Raw genomic sequence first — 16,271 nt, 5'->3', positions numbered from 1 at the left:
CCGCCTCCGTCCCGCGTCCGCCCGGCGGCAGAAGGTCAGCCCTGCGCGAGCTGCTCCTTGATGCGCAGCTTCTGCTGCTTGAGCTGCTTGATCGTCACCGCGTCGGGAAAGGGCCGGCTCTGCTCCTGGCGCAGGCGCTCTTCCAGTCCGGCATGCCGCGTTTCCAGCGTCTGCATGTGCGATGACCTGTGCATTGCGTTCTCCTCTTGATGCGCGCCCGGCGGCGAAGGATACGCCTCCGAGAGCCCGCCGCCGCCGGTCCGACTCGGTGTCGCACCTTCGCGGCGGGGGAGGCATGAAACCATAGAAATGGAGCGGGACGAAGTGCTACACGAGCCGAGTGCGCCCAGCGTCCCCTGAGCGGCGGCAAGCCGCGCCGCGGGTGTTCCGGATCGAGCAATGGGATCGGCAGAATTGGACGAAGAAGAACTGCGCAAGATGCTGGGCCTGCTGCGCACGGAGCACCGCGATCTCGATGTGGCGATCGCGGCGCTGACCGCCGCGGCCAACAGCGGCGGCGCCGACCAGTTGCAGATCGCCCGCCTCAAGAAGCGCAAGCTCGCGCTGCGGGACCGGATCGCCGTGCTCGAGGACAGGCTGCTGCCCGACATCATCGCCTGACCCGGACACGCGCCCTCCTGTGCCCGGGCGGGACAGCGAGGCGCTGCGGCGGGCTGGCCGGCACAACTTCTGTGCCGCAGCCGGACACCCGCACCGAAGCTGGTTAACGAAGCGCAAATAAAGGTTGGATGGCGACGGGCTTGGGCCGATAGACGGCGCCATGCCTGCATCATCCGAGCACGACACGCCCCCGCTCACCGCGCACATTGTCGAGGGTCTCTACACGGAGGCGCTGGTGCTCGCCGACGAGGCGCGTCACGTGTTCGACAACGCCAGCATCCACCGCCTTGCCGAGGCGCCGGACCCGCCGGCCGTGGCGCTGTCCATCGAAGGGCTGCGCACGACCACGCGCGTCATGCACATCCTTGCCTGGCTGCTGAACCAGCGCGCCTTTCTCGCCGGAGAGATCACCGAGCGCCAGCTTCATCTGCACGGGGCACTGCCGCCGGACCGGGATGCCGATCCGCAGCAGATTGCCCATCTGGACGACGCGGCGCGGGCGCTCATCAGCGCCTCGCAGCATCTGCACGCCCGCCTCGCGCGGCTCGACCGCATGCAGCGCGAGACCCTGAACGCGAAGGCGCCGCCCGCACCGGTGCATCACCTTCAGCAGAAGCTGATGTCGGCCTTCAGCTGAGCGGCGCCTCCTGTCCGCCGGCGCCGGCCGCCAGAGGGACCGACAGGGCCATCGAGAGGGCCGCCTGCCACTGCGCCACCCGCTGCGCGCGGCGCGCCTCGTCGAGGCGCGGCGTGAACCGCTCGGCGGGGCTGCGCATTGCCGATACGGCGGACGGAAGGTCGGCGTACAGCCCCGCGCCGCAGGCTGCCAGCATCGCCGCCCCGCGCGCGGTCGTCTCGACATCCTCCGGCCGTTCCACCTCGAGTCCGGTGAGGTCCGCCAGATCCTGAACCATCCAGCCATTGGCGCTCATCCCGCCATCGACCCTGAGCTCGCGCCAGCCCGCGCCGTCTGCGGCAAAGGCGGCGCCCAGATCCTGCGTCTGGTGCGCCATCGCCTCGAGCGCCGCGCGCGCGATGTGCGCCCGCGTGGTGCCGAAGCTCAACCCGCAGATGAGCGCCCGGGCGTCAGGCCGCCAGTGCGGCGCGCCAAGGCCGGAAAGAGCCGGCACGATCGTGACTCCGCCATTGTCCGGCACGGATGCCGCCAGCGGCTCGGTTTCCTGCGCCGAGGCGAGCAGGCCGAGAGCATCGCGCAGCCATTGCACGAGGCTCCCGGCGGAGAACACGGATCCTTCCAGCGCATAGGTCCGCTGCCCCCCCTGTTGCAGGAGCACCGTGCCCAGCAGGCGATTGCGCGAGGACGGAGCCCGCGCGCCGGTGTTGGACAGGATGAACGCCCCGGTCCCGAAGGTCGCCTTCGCCTCGCCGGTGGCAAGGCAGCCCTGCCCGATCGTTGCGGCCTGCTGGTCGCCAGCCATGCCGCAGATCGGCAGCGCCCGGCCGAACAGCGCCGGGTCGCACTGAGCCAGCGGGCCGCTGGTGTCCGTCACCTCGGCCAGCGCCGCCGGCGGCACGCCGAACACATCGCACAGGCCGGTGTCGAACTGCGCCCCGTCGAGCGCGAGCAGCTGCGTGCGGGACGCGTTGCTCGCATCGGTGACGAACGCGCCTCCGCTCAGCCGGAACAGCAGCCAGCTGTCGATGGTGCCGAGCGCCAGGCGCTCCCCGGCGGCCGCGTCGGCCACCTCCGGCACATGATCGAGCAGCCAGCGCATCTTGGTGGCGGAGAAATACGGATCGAGCACCAGCCCAGTGCGGGCATGAAGCTCCGCCTCGCGGCCGCTCTCGCGCAGCGCGTGGCACATGGCCGCGGTCCTGCGGTCCTGCCACACGATCGCCGGGGCAAGCGCCGCTCCGGTGCGCCGGTCCCAGGCGACCACCGTCTCGCGCTGGTTGGTGATGCCGATGGCGGCGATCCGCTCGGCCCCGCCGGCGCGGGCGACCATCCGGTACACACAGGCAAGGCTCTTCTGCCAGATCTCCTCCGCGTCCTGCTCCACCCAGCCGGCAGCCGGGTAGCTCTGGGCGATCGGCTCCTGCGCCATGCCGAGACGGCGGCCGGCCGGGTCATAAAGGAGCGCGCGGGTGGAGGTCGTGCCCTCGTCCAGAACCAGGATCGCCTGTTCGCCCACCGCAGCTCTCCCCTCCGGCGCCACGCGCCTGCCGCACCGGGGCGTGACATGGAACAAAGCCGCATCCATATGCAAGCCATGGTGCTGCTGCCCCTTGAACCGTGGCCGACCGGAACGGCCGTGCGCTGCGGCCCGCTCGTGCGTCAGGTCCTCGCCGCCAACGCCTCGCCATACACCTATACCGGCACGCAGAGCTTCGTCGTCGGCGACGGGCGGCAGGTGGCGGTGATCGACCCCGGTCCGGCGGATCCCGCCCATGTCGAGGCGCTGCTGAAGGCGATCGGCGAGGCGACGCTGAGCGCGATCCTCGTCACCCACACGCATCGCGACCATTCCCCTGCCGCCCTGCCGCTCGCCGCAGCAACGGGGGCACCGGTGATGGGCTGCGCGCCGCTGGCGCCTGCCGGCGACGCGGAACGGGCGGACGCTCCGTTCGACGCCACCTACGCCCCCGATGCGGTCATGGCCGAAGGCGATTCGGTCGCGGGCGACGGATGGACACTGACAGCGCTGGCAACCCCCGGCCACACCTCCAACCACCTGTGCTTCGCGCTGCGCGAGGCCGAGGCGCTGTTCACCGGCGATCACGTGATGGGCTGGTCCACCAGCGTCGTCGCTCCTCCGGACGGAGACATGGGGGATTACGTGAACAGCCTCGAACGCCTCGTCGGCCGCGAGGAGCGGGTCTATTATCCCGCCCATGGCGAAGCCGTGCACAAGCCCCAGCAGCTCGTGCGCGGCATGATCGGACACCGGCGCCAGCGCGAACGGCAGATCGTCCGGCTGCTCGCCCAGGAACCGCGCAGCGCCGCGGCGCTTGTTCAACCGATGTACAAGGGACTGGACGAGCGGCTGAAACCTGCCGCCGAAATGTCGGTGATGGCGCATCTCATCGACCTGGAGCGCCGCGGCGTGGCGGCACGGGACGGATTGTCGTGGCATCTCCGCTGAACCGCGCCGCCACCGGCGCGCCGCACACCGCCCCGCGTGCCGAGCGCCCGCTGGCGCGCGTGCAGGCGGCGCCGTGGCTGCTGGTGATCGTGCTGCTGGCGGCGGTCGCCTGGCTGACCTGGCGGGCGTTCTTCCACCAGCAGGAGGGCGATCCGGTCGGCAGCGCCATGCTCGCCTTCGAGCGGCAGAACGCGCTGACGGTGCTCTCGTCCCGGTTCGAGGTGGTGGCCGAAAGCGAGAACACGCAGCGCGTGCTGGGCGTCCCGGTGCTGCAGTCGCGGCAGGCGACAATCGTCCCTGCGACGGTGGAATACCGGCTCGACCTGTCGGGAATGGGCCGGGACGATTTCACCTGGGATCCGGCTGCGCAGCGGCTCACCGTGACGCTGCCACCCTTGCAGACCACGCGCCCCAACATCGATGAAAGCGCGGCGCGCGTGTTCACCGAGGGCGCCTTCGTGACCCGCGAGGCGGCGGTGGCACTGGCCCGCAACAACTCGGTCCAGGCGGAGCGCAAGGCGAGCGAGTTTGCCCGCAATCCCGAGGTGCTCGGCCTCGCCCGGCAAGCGGCGGCGCAGGCGGTGCGGCAGAACCTTGCGATCCCGCTGCAGGTCGCCGGCTACACCGACGCAACGGTCGAGGTCCGCTTCGCCGGCGATCCGGCGCCCGGCTAAGCAGGCGGGTGGTGCGCGACGGCTCTCGCTTCGCGCCACGCATCGCCTATATGACCGGCAAGACCGCAACGAACGGGACACTTGCATGACCGCTCCCACACCCATGCCGATCGGGACCGACCTGCGTGCGGAAATCGACCGCCTGCGCAAGGAGCGCCATGCGATCATCCTCGCGCACTACTATCAGAAGCCCGAAATCCAGGATCTTGCCGACTTCGTCGGAGACAGTCTCGAGCTGTCGCGCAAGGCGGCCGACACGGACGCGCAGGTGATCGCGTTCTGCGGGGTAAAGTTCATGGCCGACACCGCCAAGATCCTGTCACCCGACAAGATCGTCGTCCTGCCCGATCTCGATGCCGGCTGCAGCCTTGAGGATTCGTGCCCGCCGGACAAGTTCCGCGCCTTCCGCGACGCTCATCCCGATCACATCGCCCTGACCTACATCAACTGTTCGACGGAGGTGAAGGCGCTGTCCGACATCATCGTCACCTCCTCTTCGGCCGAGACGATCATCAGCCAGATTCCCGAGGACCAGCCCATCATCTTCGGCCCCGACCGGCATCTCGGCGGCTATCTGTCGCGCAAGTTCGGGCGCGACATGCTGCTGTGGCCGGGGGTGTGCATCGTCCACGAAGCCTTCAGCGAGACGGAGCTGCTCAAGCTGAAGGCAATGCACCCCGGCGCACCTGTCGCCGCGCATCCCGAATGTCCGCCGGCGATCATCGACCACGCCGATTACGTCGGCTCGACCAGCGGCATCCTACAGTTCGCCAAGACGTTTTCCGGCGACACGCTGATCGTCGCCACCGAGCCGCACATCATGCACCAGATGGAGCGGGCCCTCCCCGAGAAGCGGTTCATCGGCGCACCCGGCGCCGACGGCAACTGCAACTGCAACATCTGCCCCTACATGGCGCTCAACACGCTGGAGAAGCTCTACACGGCGCTGCGCGACCTGCAGCCGCGCATCGAAATCGAGGAGCGGCTGCGGCTCGCCGCCAAGCGGCCGCTCGACCGGATGCTGGAGATGGCGAGCGGCACCATCGGCCGCGGCGACCTCGGCCCGGTCGCCGCCGATTAGCGGAAGTCGGTCGGCGGCGCAGCCATGGCCGGTCCGTCGCCGAGCGCCTCCACCGCCGGACCATGCCCTTCCAGTGCGCTGCGCCGCAGCAGGAAGCGCGACAGGATGATGCCGTACAGCAGCTTGGTGGTGAGGTCGGCGACGCTGAAGGTGAACTGGCGCCAGACGACCAGATCGCCGGTGGCGCCCAGCTGCGGCAGGGCATAGGCGATCGGATACAGACCCCAGGTTGCGAGGAAGAACCAGAACAGGTTGCCCGGCCACGCCCTGAGCGGCGCGGGGCTGCCGGTGATGCCGATCTTGAGGACCCCGCGCACCTCGACCAGCAGCCAGACGAAGAACACCGTGGAGACCAGCCCCCACAGGTTCAGCCGGCCCCAGTCGTCGCTTTCGCCGAACTGGCCCGCCATGCCCGTGGCGATCATCAGCGTCGTCGCCGCGATCATGCGTGTGCTGCGCCGGTGCCGCTGGGCGCGGTCGAGCGCCATGGCAAGGCCGAGCTGCACCAGCAAGATCGGCGTGGTGATGAACCAGTTGCCGTAGCGGAAGACGTTGGAAAAGGTGTTGCCCTCGCTCATCGGCCGGTAAAGGCCTTCCGCGTAGCTGTAGGAGTCCTGCCACAACGTCGCCTCGCGCAGCAGGCTCAGCCCCGACGACAGCATGACCACGGCCGACAGGACGGGCACGATGCGGTAGCGGGGTGCAAGCTGCGTCGCGGAGGCGAGAAAGAACAGGATGAAGGCGAACTGGGCGCCGTAGCTCACCATGAGGATCAGCGAACCCAGTTCGTATTGGGTCGCCGTCAGCGCGACGTAGTTCTCGATGCTGGTCGGCGCGCCGGGCGCCGGTCTGGTGATCATCGTGGCACCTTCCTCGCCGCTGCCGCCGGAGCGCTTCCTGCCTTCCGAACAGGAAGGCGGCGAGGGGGTTCCCGACCCTCAGCCGGTTTGCTGCTGCCGCGCGGCGCTGACCAGCACCAGCGCCGCGCTCACCAGCACCATGCCGATGACATCGCCCGCTCCGAGAACCTCGCCGAAGGCCGCCCAGCCGACGCCGGCGGCGATGGCCGGCTGGGTCAGCAGTGCCATGCCGATCACCAGCGGCGAAAAATGGGCAAGCGCATAGACGAGCAGTCCCTGACCGATCAGCTGGCTGCCGAGCGACAGGCCCGCCACGGTCAGCCAGCCACCCGCCGTCGCCGGCACCACGGGCTCTCCCAGCGCCAGGGCGGCGGCGAGCAGGAGCGGCGCTCCGGCGAGCGAGGCCAGCGCGAGCACCGACCACGGTCCCAGCTCCGCCCGCGCCCGCTGCGCGGGCAGGAGGTAGCCGACATAGCACAGGCCCGCGAACAGGCAGAACAGGTCGCCGGCCAGCGTGCTCACCGACACCTCGAGGCTGCGGCCCATGAGGATGGCGCCGCAGCCGACCGCCGCGCCCAAGGCGAGCCATTCGAGCCGGCGCGGGGGCCGGCGCAGCGCCACCAGTCCCCAGAGCATCAGGACAAGACTCCCGGCATTGCCGAACAGCGCCGCATTGCCGAGCCGGGTCAGCTCGATGCCAATGTGCCACGCGGCAAGATCGAGCGCGAAGAAAGCGCCCGCGGCCGCAACGAGCCAGCGCAGCCGCGTCGCGGCAACCGGCCGCTTGCGCCCCTCGCGCCAGGCGAGCAGCGCGACGACCGGCAGCACCAGCACGAGACGCCAGAATCCCGCCGCCACCGGACCGCTGTCCGCGAGCCGGACGAACCAGGGGCCGAGCGCCAGCGCCGCGTTCCCGGCCAGCAGGGCCAGCATGGGGAGCGCGGCGGTGCGCGCCGGCGTAGCTGATACGGTTGCGGGGACGCTCATCCACCCCTAGCTGTCGCACCACACGCCAACCGGCAAGCGGGAGAGTTCGGTCCATGCACGACATTCTGTTCACGCCCGTGCGCTGCGGCGCGCTGGAGGCGCGCAACCGCATCTTCATGGCACCCCTGACGCGCGGCCGCGCGGACAATCCGGAGCAGGTGCCCACGCCGCTCATGGTCGAGTACTATCGCCAGCGCGCGTCGGCCGGGCTCATCATCTCCGAGGCGACCGGCATCAGCCGGGAAGGGTCAGGCTGGCCCAACGCGCCCGGCATCTGGTCCGAGGCGCAGGTCTCCGGCTGGCGCCAGGTCACGGACGCGGTGCACGCCGAAGGCGGGCTCATCGTGATGCAGCTGTGGCACATGGGCCGGCTCGTGCATCCCGACTTCCTCGACGGAGCGCCTCCGGTGTCGGCCAGCGCCACCTGCGCGCCCGGCCATGCCCACACGCATGGCGGACGCAAGGACTATCAGCCGGCCCGGGCGCTCCCCGAAGACGAGATCGCCCGCGTCGTCGCCGATTACCGCCACGCCGCAGCCAATGCCAAGGAGGCCGGCTTCGACGGCGTGCAGCTGCATGGCGCCAATGGCTATCTGGTCGACCAGTTCCTGCGCGATGGCACCAACCAGCGCACCGACCGCTATGGCGGATCGCCCGCGAACCGGACGCGGTTCCTGCGCGAAGTGCTCGAGGCGCTGGTGGAAGTCTGGGGAGCGGACCGGGTGGGGGTGCGCCTGTCGCCCAATGGCGAAACACAGGGATGCGACGACAGCAATCCCGCGGCGACTTTCGGCGAAGCCGCGCGGGTGATCGATGCCCTGGGGATCGCCTTTCTCGAACTGCGCGAGCCGGGACCGGACGGAACCTTCGGTCGCACGGACGTCCCGCGTCAGTCGCCGCTCATCCGCTCCCTCTACAAGGGCTGCCTGGTGCTGAACTCGGACTATGACGCGGCGCGCGCCGCCGCCGACATCGACGCAGGCCGATGCGACGCCGTGGCGTTCGGCCGCCCGTTCATCTCGAACCCGGACCTGCCGGAGCGGATCCGGCGCGGGGCGCCATGGGCCGAAAACCGCAACGTGCCCCAGAGCTGGTACTTCCCCGGCGCGGAAGGGTACACCGACTATCCGGCCCTTGAGGCCGAGCCGGAGCCGGCCGCCTGAGCTAGTCCTCGCCCGGTTCGGCGGCTGGCATGTCGTTCTCCACAGCGGCGGGAGACGAGGTCGCCGCCGGTGTGGGACGAGGGCGTCTCGCCGGCGTCGGTGTCGCGGCCGGCGAGGGCGCCGCGCCGGCGGCCGGACGGGGCGGCTGCGTGCCCGGGTCCGTCGGAACGGCAGGGGCGGGGAGCGCGGCATCGACCGGGAAGGCAGGCGCCTCGCCCGCCCCGAGATCGTCGTAGCGGATCATCTCGTCGCTGATGGTCCCCGGCAGCACCTCGCCTTCCGCGTCCGTTTCGCTGCCGTCGTCGACGATGGGCGGCGGCGCGCCCTCGCCGCAGGCGCTCAGAACAAGCAGCGCCGCCGCACTCCAGAGCGGTCTCAGCCGGAACGTCATGGCAGGCACCCCTGTTGTCCTCCCGCCGCGGCCAGGAAGTCGGCGAAGCGGCGGCGCAGGGCGGCATCGAAGCTGTCCGCCGCTGCGTCAAGGCCCAGCGCGGCGAGGCTCGTCACGCCGTGGTCCGCGATGCCGCACGGCACGATGCCGCCGAAGTGATCGAGATCGGGCGACAGGTTCACGGCAAATCCATGCATCGTCACCCACCGTCGCACCCGCACGCCGATCGCGCCGATCTTCGCGTCGCGCCCGTCCGTGCCGCGTGTCCAGATGCCGACCTTCCCCGCAATCCGCCAGCACCGCACACCCAGATCGCCAAGGGTGGCGATCACCCAGCCCTCCAGCGCATGCACGAAGCAGCGCACGTCCCGTCCCCGCCGTCCGAGGTCGAGGAGGACGTACCCCACCCGCTGACCCGGACCGTGGTAGGTGTAGCGCCCCCCGCGCCCGGCCTCGACCACCTCGAAGCGCGGGTCGAGCAGCTCGGTCGCGGCGGCGCTGGTGCCGGCGGTGTAGACCGGCGGATGCTCCAGCAGCCAGACGAGTTCGCTCTCCTCACCCGCGGCGATGCCGGCATTGCGCGCCTCCATCCGGACGAGCGCGTCGCGGTAGGGCACCGGAGTGCTGGCCACCTCCCACGCAGGAAGCGTACCGACAGGCGAGCGGATTGCGGTCGACATGCCGATTGCGTGTGACAGAAGCTTGCGCTTATCAAGCGGGAATCCGCAGCCTAGCAAGGATCAAGCCCGTGACCTTCGACATGAACCGTGCCTGGGACGATGCCGTCCGGCTGCTCAGGAACAACAAGGAACTGGTGCTGGTGCTGGCCGGTCTGTTCTTCTTCCTGCCGGCGTTCGCGCTCGGCGTGTTCGTGCCGGAAACGCTCACCGGGCCGGACCTCGCCAACACGACCGATCCCATGCAGGCGACCGCCGACTACTTCAACCGCAACGGCGGGTGGCTGCTTCTCGTGCAGCTGATCCAGGCGGTGGGAATGCTCAGCATCCTGGCGCTGCTGGCGAACCGGCAGCGGACGGTGGGCCAATCCCTCAAGGTGGCCATGCTCGCGCTCGCGCCGTTCATGGTGGCGCAGCTGTTCGTCGGCCTGGCCTTCGGTGCCCTGGGCAGCACGGCGGCGGCGCTCGGCGCGGCGATTTCTCCTGCGCTTGGCGTGGTGATCGGGCTGGCCGCGGTGGTGGTGCTGATGGTGGCGCTGGCGCGCCTCGTGCCGCTGGCGCCGCTTCTGGTGAGCGAGCAGCGGTTCAATCCCTTTCGCGCCCTGGCCGACAGCTGGCGGATGACAAAGGGCGCCGGCTGGCGCATCCTGCTGTTCCTGTTCCTCATCAGCATCGGGATCGCCGTGGTGTCGATGGTCCTGCGTCTGACGACCAACCTCGTGAGCGCGCTCATCGCCAATGCGGAGATCGCGACGTTCGTGTCGAGCGCCCTCAGCGGTGCCTTCGGCGCCCTCTGGCTGTCGCTGCTGATGGCGGTGCTGATGGCCGTCTTCCGGCAGGCATCCGCCCCCGCGAGCGCCGCCGGCATCCCCCGTTCCTCGCGCGGGGAGTGACCGTGCGCCGCCCCACGGCGGCGCCAGCGCTTTCAGGCAGCCTCGTCCTTCCAGCCCCAGAACAGGCGGCAAGGCGGAATGTTCAGCGCCTCGAACCCCTGCTCGATGTGCGCGAAGTGATCGGCCATGTAGTCGCGGGCGCGGGCGGAAAACTGATACACGAGAAACGCGCCGCCCGGACGCAGCACGCGGTGCGTGGCCGCGGCGATCTCGGGACCGACGCCGTCGGGAAGGGTCGAGAAAGGCAGGCCGGAGAGAACGTAGTCGGCGTGCGTGTGGCCATGGCTGGCGACGATCCGCTCCACATCCGTGGCGGAACCGAGAACGGCGGTGAAGCGCGGGTCGGTGATGGTCCGGTTCAGATAGTCGACGTAAAGCGGATTGGTGTCGATGACGATCAGCCGCCCGTCGCGCCGCAGCCGCTCGAGCACGGGTCCGCAGAAGGTGCCGACGCCCGGGCCGTATTCGACGAACAGCCGGCACGCCGCCCAGTCCACCGGGGCCAGCATCTTCTCGATGGTGAAACGCGACGAGGGGATGATCGAGCCGACCATGCGCGGATGTTCGAGGAAGCCGCGGAAGAACACGCCCCACTGGCCCAGCAGGGTGGAAAACCGGGTTCCCGGAGACTTGCTGACCGGCAGCGATGCGGTGGAGTGTTCGGACAAGGGACGACAACTTCCTGTGACTGCACGCGGCACGTCCGCGTCGTGAAGCGCCGGACTTGCAAATAAGCCGCCGCAATGCAAGCGCAAGCGCCGGGCCGGCCGCGCGCTGAAGGGCGGTCCGCAGAGGATCCCACTCATGCACCAAGCGGCCCCGGACCCGGAACACGGCAAGGACAGGGCAGGCAGCAGCCGGGGCGATGCCGGGCTGACGAACGCCCGGATGGCGCTGCTCTTCTCCGTCATGCTGGTGAGCGCGGCGGGCAACACCGCGATGCAGTCGGTGATGCCGTCCATCGGCACGGCGCTTGGCGTTGCCGATGTGTGGATCAGCCTCGCCTACACCTGGTCGGCGCTGCTGTGGATGCTGTGCGCACCCCTGTGGGCGCGGCGGTCGGACCGGCGCGGCCGCAAGGCGATGATGGCACTGGGCCTGGTGGGGTTCAGCGTCTCCATGGCCACCTGCGGCGTGACCCTGTGGCTGGGCCTTGCCGGGTGGCTGCCGGTCGTCTGGACCCTGGTCCTGTTCGCCGCCTTCCGCAGCCTCTACGGGGGATTCGGATCCGCCGCGCCGCCGGCGGTGCAGGCCTATGTCGCCTCGCGCACCGAGCCGCACGAGCGCACCAACGCGCTTTCGCTGGTGGCGTCGAGTTTCGGGCTTGGGACAGTCATCGGACCGGCGCTCGCACCGCTGCTCATCCTGCCGGGACTCGGGCTGACCGGCCCGTTCATCGTCTTCGCCGCGATCGGCGTTGCGACCCTTGCGGCGCTGCGCCTGCTGCTGCCCGACGACGAGCCGCGCTTCGCCGGACGCGGCTCGGCCTTTGCCGCACCCTATGGCGCCAACACCGCGCCGCCGCCGCTGGATGACGAGAAGGCGCCTGCGTCGGCCCAAGCGCCGGCCGACGCCTCGGCAACGCGGCTGCGCTGGCGCGATCCGCGGGTGTGGCCGTGGATCGTCGCCGGCCTTCTGGGCAGCCACGCGCAGGCCATGCTGATCGGCCTTGCCGGCTTTCTCGTGCTGGACCGCCTGGGACTGCGCGCCGATCCGGCCAGCGGCGCGGGCTATGTCGGCATCGTTCTCATGTCCGGGGCGCTCGCCACCCTGCTGGCGCAATGGGGCGTCATTCCGCGCCTGCATCTGGGACCGCGTGCGGCCGTGCTGTGGGGCGCGGCGCTGGCCATCGCGGGGATCGGCATCTTCGCCCTCGCCCCGGACGTCCACGGGATCGCGTTCGGCTACGCGGTGGCATCGCTCGGCTTCGGCCTGTTCAGGCCCGGCTTCACCGCCGGAGCGTCGCTGGCGGTGAGCCGGGCCGAGCAGGGACAGGTGTCCGGCATCGTCGCCTCCGTGGCGGGCGCCGCCTACGTCTTCGCGCCGGCGCTCGGCGTCTATCTGTATGGCGTGTCGGCCTGGCTGGCGTTCGCCGTGATCGCCTTGCTGTGCGCACTCGTGCTCGCACGTGGTGTCCGCGCGCTCGCCCCCGACCCGCCGGAGCAGGCCGCGAACCCGTGACCAGGAGAACCACACAAAAGCTCTTGCGAATGATAACGACTCGCAATAACAGCCGCGCATCCCGCCCCTGTTCAGGACTATCCGATGCGCCTGTGTGTTCTCTTGCTCGCCACGACCCTCCCGCTGTCGCTTGTTCCGGCCGCCGCCCACGCCGAGGAGACGGCCGAAGAGCAGCCTGAGCGCCAGTATCTGCCGACCGAGATCGTGGTCACCGGCGCGCGCGCCGGATACGAGATGCAGGACGGGTCCAGCGGAACCAAGACGCCCACACCGATCATCCGCGTGCCGCAGGCGATCGCCGCGATCACCCGCGACCAGCTCGACGACCAGAACCTGCGGGCTCTCAACGATGCGCTGCGCTTCGTGCCGGGCGTCGGGATCGGGTCGGGCGAAGGGCACCGCGACGAGCTGTTCATCCGCGGTCAGCGCACGACGGCCGACTTCTACCTCGACGGGCTGCGCGACGATGCGCAGTACTATCGCCCCCTCTACAATGTCGAACGGGTGGAGGTGCTGAAAGGCCCCAACGCGCTCATCTTCGGACGGGGGGCGGGCGGCGGCGCCATCAACCGGGTGAGCAAGGTGGCGGAACCGGGCCGCAGCGGTGCCGGCGCGGCGGCCAGCATCGACACCTTCGGCGCCTTCGACATCAGCGGCGATGTGTCCGCCGCCCTGAGCGACACTGCCGCCCTGCGCCTCAACGGCATATACGAGGAATTCGACAACGAGCGCGACGCATTCGGCGGCCGCTTCATCGGGATCAACCCCACCGTCACGGCGCAGCTGGGCGAACGCACGCGCCTCAGCGCCGGTTACACCTACGATGATGACCGCCGGGTCACGGATCGGGGCCTTCCACCCTTTGCCGGCCGGCCGCTGCGCGGATTCGACAAGACCTTTTTCGGTGACCGCGACTACAACACCTCGACCCTGGCGGCGCACATCCTGCGCGCGCGCATCGATCACCGGCTGAGCGGTTCAGCCTCTGCCAACCTCGCCGTCCAGTATGCAGACTACGACAAGTACTACGGCAACATCGTCCCCGAACTGGCACTCGACACCGATGCCGACGGGAGACCCGACAGCGTGCGGCTGTCGGGATATGATTCGGCGACGCAGCGCAGCAACTTCATCGGTCAGGGCAATCTGGTGTTCACCGGCGCCACCGGCGCCATCAACCATACCCTTCTGTTGGGGGCCGAGTTCACCCGCCAGGACACGGACGCGCAGCGCAACCGCGTCCGCTTCGGCACCGGTCAGCTCACCGCCACGGTGCCGCTCGCCGGCACGATCCGTGTTCCTGCCTTCGGCACGGAAACCCAGCTCGGCAGCCGCTCGGAACTCGAAGTCGTCTCCGCCTATGTTCAGGACCAGGTGGAAATCACGCCCTGGCTGGAGGTGATCGGCGGCGTGCGATTTGACCGCTTCGCGCTTGACAGCGTCAACACCGTGACCGGCTTCGCCGCCCGGCGAGCGGAGAGCCGGTGGAGCCCGCGCTTCGGCCTCATCCTCAAACCTGCGGACACGGTTTCTCTCTACGCCAGCTATTCCGAGAGCTTCCTGCCGGCATCCGGCGACCAGTTCACCGTGCTCAGCGCCAGCAGCGCGGTCCTTGAACCCGAGGCGTTCACCAGCCGCGAGATCGGCATCAAATGGGCGCCGGCGACCAACCTGCTGGCAACCGCCGCAGTGTTCCGCCTCGACCGGTCGAACACGCCGGCGACCGACGCCCAGGGGCTGACGGTGCTCACCGGCGAGTCCCGGATCGAGGGGGCGGAATTCTCGCTCGCCGGGTCGGTCACCCGCCGCCTGCACCTCAATGTCGGCTACACCTACCTCGACGGCGAGGTGCGGTCAGCGACCTCCGCCGCGCCGGCCGGGCGGCGCCTGCCGCAGGTGCCCGAGCACCAGCTGGGCGCGTGGGCGCGCTACAACTTCACCGACCGGCTCGGACTGGGTTTCGGCGTCATTCACCAGTCGTCGCAATTCGCCAGCTTCACCAACGCGGTGATGCTGCCCGCCTATACGCGGGTCGATGCGGCCGCCTTCTTCCAGGCGTCCGACCGGCTGTCGTTCCAGGTCAATGTCGAGAATCTCACCGACGCCCGGTATTACCCTTCGGCGCACAACGACATCAACATCCAGCCCGGGCGGCCTCTCCACGCCCGCGTCGGCGTGCGCCTCGCCTACTGATCGGCGCCTTCGGGCGCTGCCTCGGCTGCGGCGGTTCCGTTCGCGTCCGGGTCCGCCGGCGCAGCGGCGGCCGTCTCCGCCGCGATGGCGCCGCCGCCGGCTCGGACCGCCAGTTCCACCGCGGCGTAGAGGCGCGGCTGCACGCCGCAGCGGCACAGATGGGGCAGCGCCGCCTCGATCTGGGCGCGAGTGGGCGACGGACTGGCGCGCAGCAGGGCCGTCAGCGCCATGACGATCCCCGGCGTGCAGAACCCGCACTGGATGGCCTGGACCTCGATCAGCGCCCGCTGCACGGCGTTCGGCCCGTCGCGGCTCACCCCTTCGATGGTGGTGATGGCCCGACCTTCCGCCTCGTCGAGCGTCACCAGGCAGGAGCGCAGCGCCTGTCCATCGACATGCACGGTGCAGGCCCAGCAATCGCCCACCCCGCACCCGTACTTCGTGCCGGTGAGATTGGCGGCGTCGCGCAGCGCCCAGAGCAGCGGCGTCCGCCCGTCCATCAGGAATTCGAGCGGACGCCCATTCACGGTCATGCGGGGCATTGGACCACCTTCAGCATGCCCGGCCTTGCGGAACGCCGCGCGTGCCGCACGTCACCGGCCGCTCCATCAGCTGCGCCAGCTGTCGTCCTTTCGATCGGCCTTGCGCTTCCACGCCTCGAAATCGAACACGCCCGCGCCGCCCTGCCCGGTCATCACCGCCAAGTCGCGCTGGTGCACGTCCACCACATCCTGCGTCACGATCTGCGCCTCGCCCTGCGCAAGCGTCGCCACCTGGATCTCGCAGGCACGCTGAAGCGCCCACATCTTCACGAACATGCCCTGAATGGTGCGGTCCATCACCACCGGCCCGTGATTGCGCAGCATCAGCACGGTCTTGTCGCCAAGGTTGCGCAGCAGCCGCTCGCCCTCCTCGGGGCGCACCGTCACCCCCTCGAAGTCGTGGTAGCCGATCTGGTTCTGGAAATTGCAGGCGTAGAAATTGGTCGGCAGCAGCCCGTCCCTGTGGCTGCACACGGCCATGGTCGCCGTGGTGTGCACATGGCAGATGGCGTTCGCCCGCTCCCCCAGATGGCGGTGGAAATAGGCGTGCTGGGTGAAGCCCGCCTTGTTCACCATGTAGGGGGAGCCGCCGATGTTGTTGCCGTCCACGTCGATCTTGACGAGATTGGACGCGGTCACTTCCTCATACAGCAGGCCGAACGGGTTGATGAGGAACGCACCCTCCTCGCCCGGCACGGCCAGCGAGATGTGGTTGTAGATGGACTCGGACCAGCCGAGCAGGTCGAAGATGCGGTAGCAGGCGGCAAGATCGAGGCGGGCCTGCCACTCGGCTTCGCTGCACTGCGGCTTCTGCTGTAACTGGGTTGCCATGGACGCCTCCTGCTGAGCGGACCGTCCGATCATCGCACGTCTTGCGGCACGCCCGCAAGGTTCGACAGGCTCG

Annotated in this window: 18 protein-coding genes; 9 read left to right on the top strand and 9 right to left on the bottom strand. The window is 69.7% G+C overall.

What is annotated here, in order from left to right:
• Window positions 1-35: 35 nt before the first annotated feature.
• Window positions 36-194 carry a YdcH family protein gene (locus tag ETO60_RS09355; RefSeq protein WP_130005030.1) on the bottom strand — a complete coding sequence of 53 codons (159 nt, stop codon included), beginning with the start codon at window positions 192-194 and terminating at the stop codon, window positions 36-38.
• A 220-nt stretch (window positions 195-414) separates the two neighbouring features.
• On the opposite strand from ETO60_RS09355, the gene ETO60_RS09350 reads away from it, so the two are divergent.
• A complete protein-coding gene (locus ETO60_RS09350) occupies window positions 415-621 on the top strand; it encodes a YdcH family protein (protein WP_130005085.1) in 207 nt (68 codons plus the stop codon).
• A gap of 160 nt (window positions 622-781) precedes the next feature.
• On the top strand, window positions 782-1,258 hold the full coding sequence (locus ETO60_RS09345) for a DUF1465 family protein (RefSeq protein WP_130005028.1): 477 nt from the start codon (window positions 782-784) through the stop codon (window positions 1,256-1,258).
• Here ETO60_RS09345 and ETO60_RS09340 read toward each other — a convergent pair.
• Complete coding sequence (locus tag ETO60_RS09340) at window positions 1,251-2,774, bottom strand: FGGY family carbohydrate kinase (RefSeq protein ID WP_130005026.1); 1,524 nt, start codon at window positions 2,772-2,774, stop codon at window positions 1,251-1,253. The genes ETO60_RS09345 and ETO60_RS09340 overlap by 8 nt on opposite strands.
• A gap of 78 nt (window positions 2,775-2,852) precedes the next feature.
• On the opposite strand from ETO60_RS09340, the gene ETO60_RS09335 reads away from it, so the two are divergent.
• The 3 genes from ETO60_RS09335 (at window position 2,853) to nadA (ending at window position 5,480) form a co-directional block, all read left to right on the top strand.
• Window positions 2,853-3,725 (top strand): MBL fold metallo-hydrolase, encoded by an 873-nt coding sequence (locus ETO60_RS09335; RefSeq protein ID WP_130005024.1) that lies wholly within the window; start codon window positions 2,853-2,855, stop codon window positions 3,723-3,725.
• Window positions 3,710-4,399 carry a DUF4230 domain-containing protein gene (locus ETO60_RS09330; RefSeq protein ID WP_234026422.1) on the top strand — a complete coding sequence of 230 codons (690 nt, stop codon included), beginning with the start codon at window positions 3,710-3,712 and terminating at the stop codon, window positions 4,397-4,399. Before ETO60_RS09335 ends, ETO60_RS09330 begins: the two co-directional genes overlap by 16 nt.
• 85 nt (window positions 4,400-4,484) lie before the next feature.
• Window positions 4,485-5,480 carry a quinolinate synthase NadA gene (nadA, locus tag ETO60_RS09325; protein WP_130005022.1) on the top strand — a complete coding sequence of 332 codons (996 nt, stop codon included), beginning with the start codon at window positions 4,485-4,487 and terminating at the stop codon, window positions 5,478-5,480.
• Here nadA and ETO60_RS09320 read toward each other — a convergent pair.
• The gene (locus ETO60_RS09320) at window positions 5,477-6,340 is read right to left on the bottom strand and encodes a bacteriorhodopsin (protein WP_130005020.1); all 864 of its coding nucleotides are present in this window, start codon (window positions 6,338-6,340) and stop codon (window positions 5,477-5,479) included. The two genes, nadA and ETO60_RS09320, sit on opposite strands and share 4 nt — an antisense overlap.
• Before the next feature lie 78 nt (window positions 6,341-6,418).
• Window positions 6,419-7,327 carry a DMT family transporter gene (locus tag ETO60_RS09315; RefSeq protein WP_130005018.1) on the bottom strand — a complete coding sequence of 303 codons (909 nt, stop codon included), beginning with the start codon at window positions 7,325-7,327 and terminating at the stop codon, window positions 6,419-6,421.
• Between the two features lie 53 nt (window positions 7,328-7,380).
• Between ETO60_RS09315 and ETO60_RS09310 the strand changes: the two genes are divergently transcribed.
• Complete coding sequence (locus tag ETO60_RS09310; protein WP_130005016.1) at window positions 7,381-8,490, top strand: alkene reductase; 1,110 nt, start codon at window positions 7,381-7,383, stop codon at window positions 8,488-8,490.
• A 1-nt stretch (window position 8,491) separates the two neighbouring features.
• Here ETO60_RS09310 and ETO60_RS09305 read toward each other — a convergent pair whose 3' ends face one another.
• Together ETO60_RS09305 and lipB are read right to left on the bottom strand one after the other, a co-directional pair.
• Window positions 8,492-8,881: a hypothetical protein gene (locus ETO60_RS09305; RefSeq protein WP_130005014.1), complete on the bottom strand. Its 390-nt coding sequence runs from the start codon at window positions 8,879-8,881 to the stop codon at window positions 8,492-8,494.
• Complete coding sequence (gene lipB, locus ETO60_RS09300) at window positions 8,878-9,561, bottom strand: lipoyl(octanoyl) transferase LipB (RefSeq protein WP_130005012.1); 684 nt, start codon at window positions 9,559-9,561, stop codon at window positions 8,878-8,880. The genes ETO60_RS09305 and lipB overlap by 4 nt, the downstream gene beginning before the upstream one ends.
• Before the next feature lie 68 nt (window positions 9,562-9,629).
• Between lipB and ETO60_RS09295 the strand changes: the two genes are divergently transcribed.
• Window positions 9,630-10,451 carry a glycerophosphoryl diester phosphodiesterase membrane domain-containing protein gene (locus tag ETO60_RS09295; protein ID WP_130005010.1) on the top strand — a complete coding sequence of 274 codons (822 nt, stop codon included), beginning with the start codon at window positions 9,630-9,632 and terminating at the stop codon, window positions 10,449-10,451.
• A 32-nt stretch (window positions 10,452-10,483) separates the two neighbouring features.
• Here the strand turns inward: ETO60_RS09295 and ETO60_RS09290 are convergent, their stop codons facing one another.
• The gene (locus ETO60_RS09290; protein WP_130005081.1) at window positions 10,484-11,095 is read right to left on the bottom strand and encodes a class I SAM-dependent methyltransferase; all 612 of its coding nucleotides are present in this window, start codon (window positions 11,093-11,095) and stop codon (window positions 10,484-10,486) included.
• 160 nt (window positions 11,096-11,255) lie between these two features.
• Between ETO60_RS09290 and ETO60_RS09285 the strand changes: the two genes are divergently transcribed.
• Both ETO60_RS09285 and ETO60_RS09280 read left to right on the top strand, forming a co-directional pair.
• The gene (locus ETO60_RS09285) at window positions 11,256-12,632 is read left to right on the top strand and encodes an MFS transporter (RefSeq protein WP_390612752.1); all 1,377 of its coding nucleotides are present in this window, start codon (window positions 11,256-11,258) and stop codon (window positions 12,630-12,632) included.
• Between the two features lie 84 nt (window positions 12,633-12,716).
• Window positions 12,717-14,825 (top strand): TonB-dependent receptor, encoded by a 2,109-nt coding sequence (locus ETO60_RS09280; RefSeq protein ID WP_130005008.1) that lies wholly within the window; start codon window positions 12,717-12,719, stop codon window positions 14,823-14,825.
• Here ETO60_RS09280 and ETO60_RS09275 read toward each other — a convergent pair.
• Together ETO60_RS09275 and ETO60_RS09270 are read right to left on the bottom strand one after the other, a co-directional pair.
• On the bottom strand, window positions 14,819-15,367 hold the full coding sequence (locus ETO60_RS09275) for a (2Fe-2S)-binding protein (RefSeq protein ID WP_130005006.1): 549 nt from the start codon (window positions 15,365-15,367) through the stop codon (window positions 14,819-14,821). The genes ETO60_RS09280 and ETO60_RS09275 overlap by 7 nt on opposite strands.
• A gap of 66 nt (window positions 15,368-15,433) precedes the next feature.
• A complete protein-coding gene (locus ETO60_RS09270) occupies window positions 15,434-16,198 on the bottom strand; it encodes a class II aldolase/adducin family protein (protein ID WP_130005004.1) in 765 nt (254 codons plus the stop codon).
• Window positions 16,199-16,271: the final 73 nt, after the last annotated feature.

Source organism: Qipengyuania thermophila (assembly GCF_004153605.1).
GTDB lineage: Bacteria > Pseudomonadota > Alphaproteobacteria > Sphingomonadales > Sphingomonadaceae > Qipengyuania_B > Qipengyuania_B thermophila.
The sequence above is the reverse complement of the archived record's forward strand: the minus strand, read 5'-3'. Positions and strand labels throughout refer to the sequence as shown.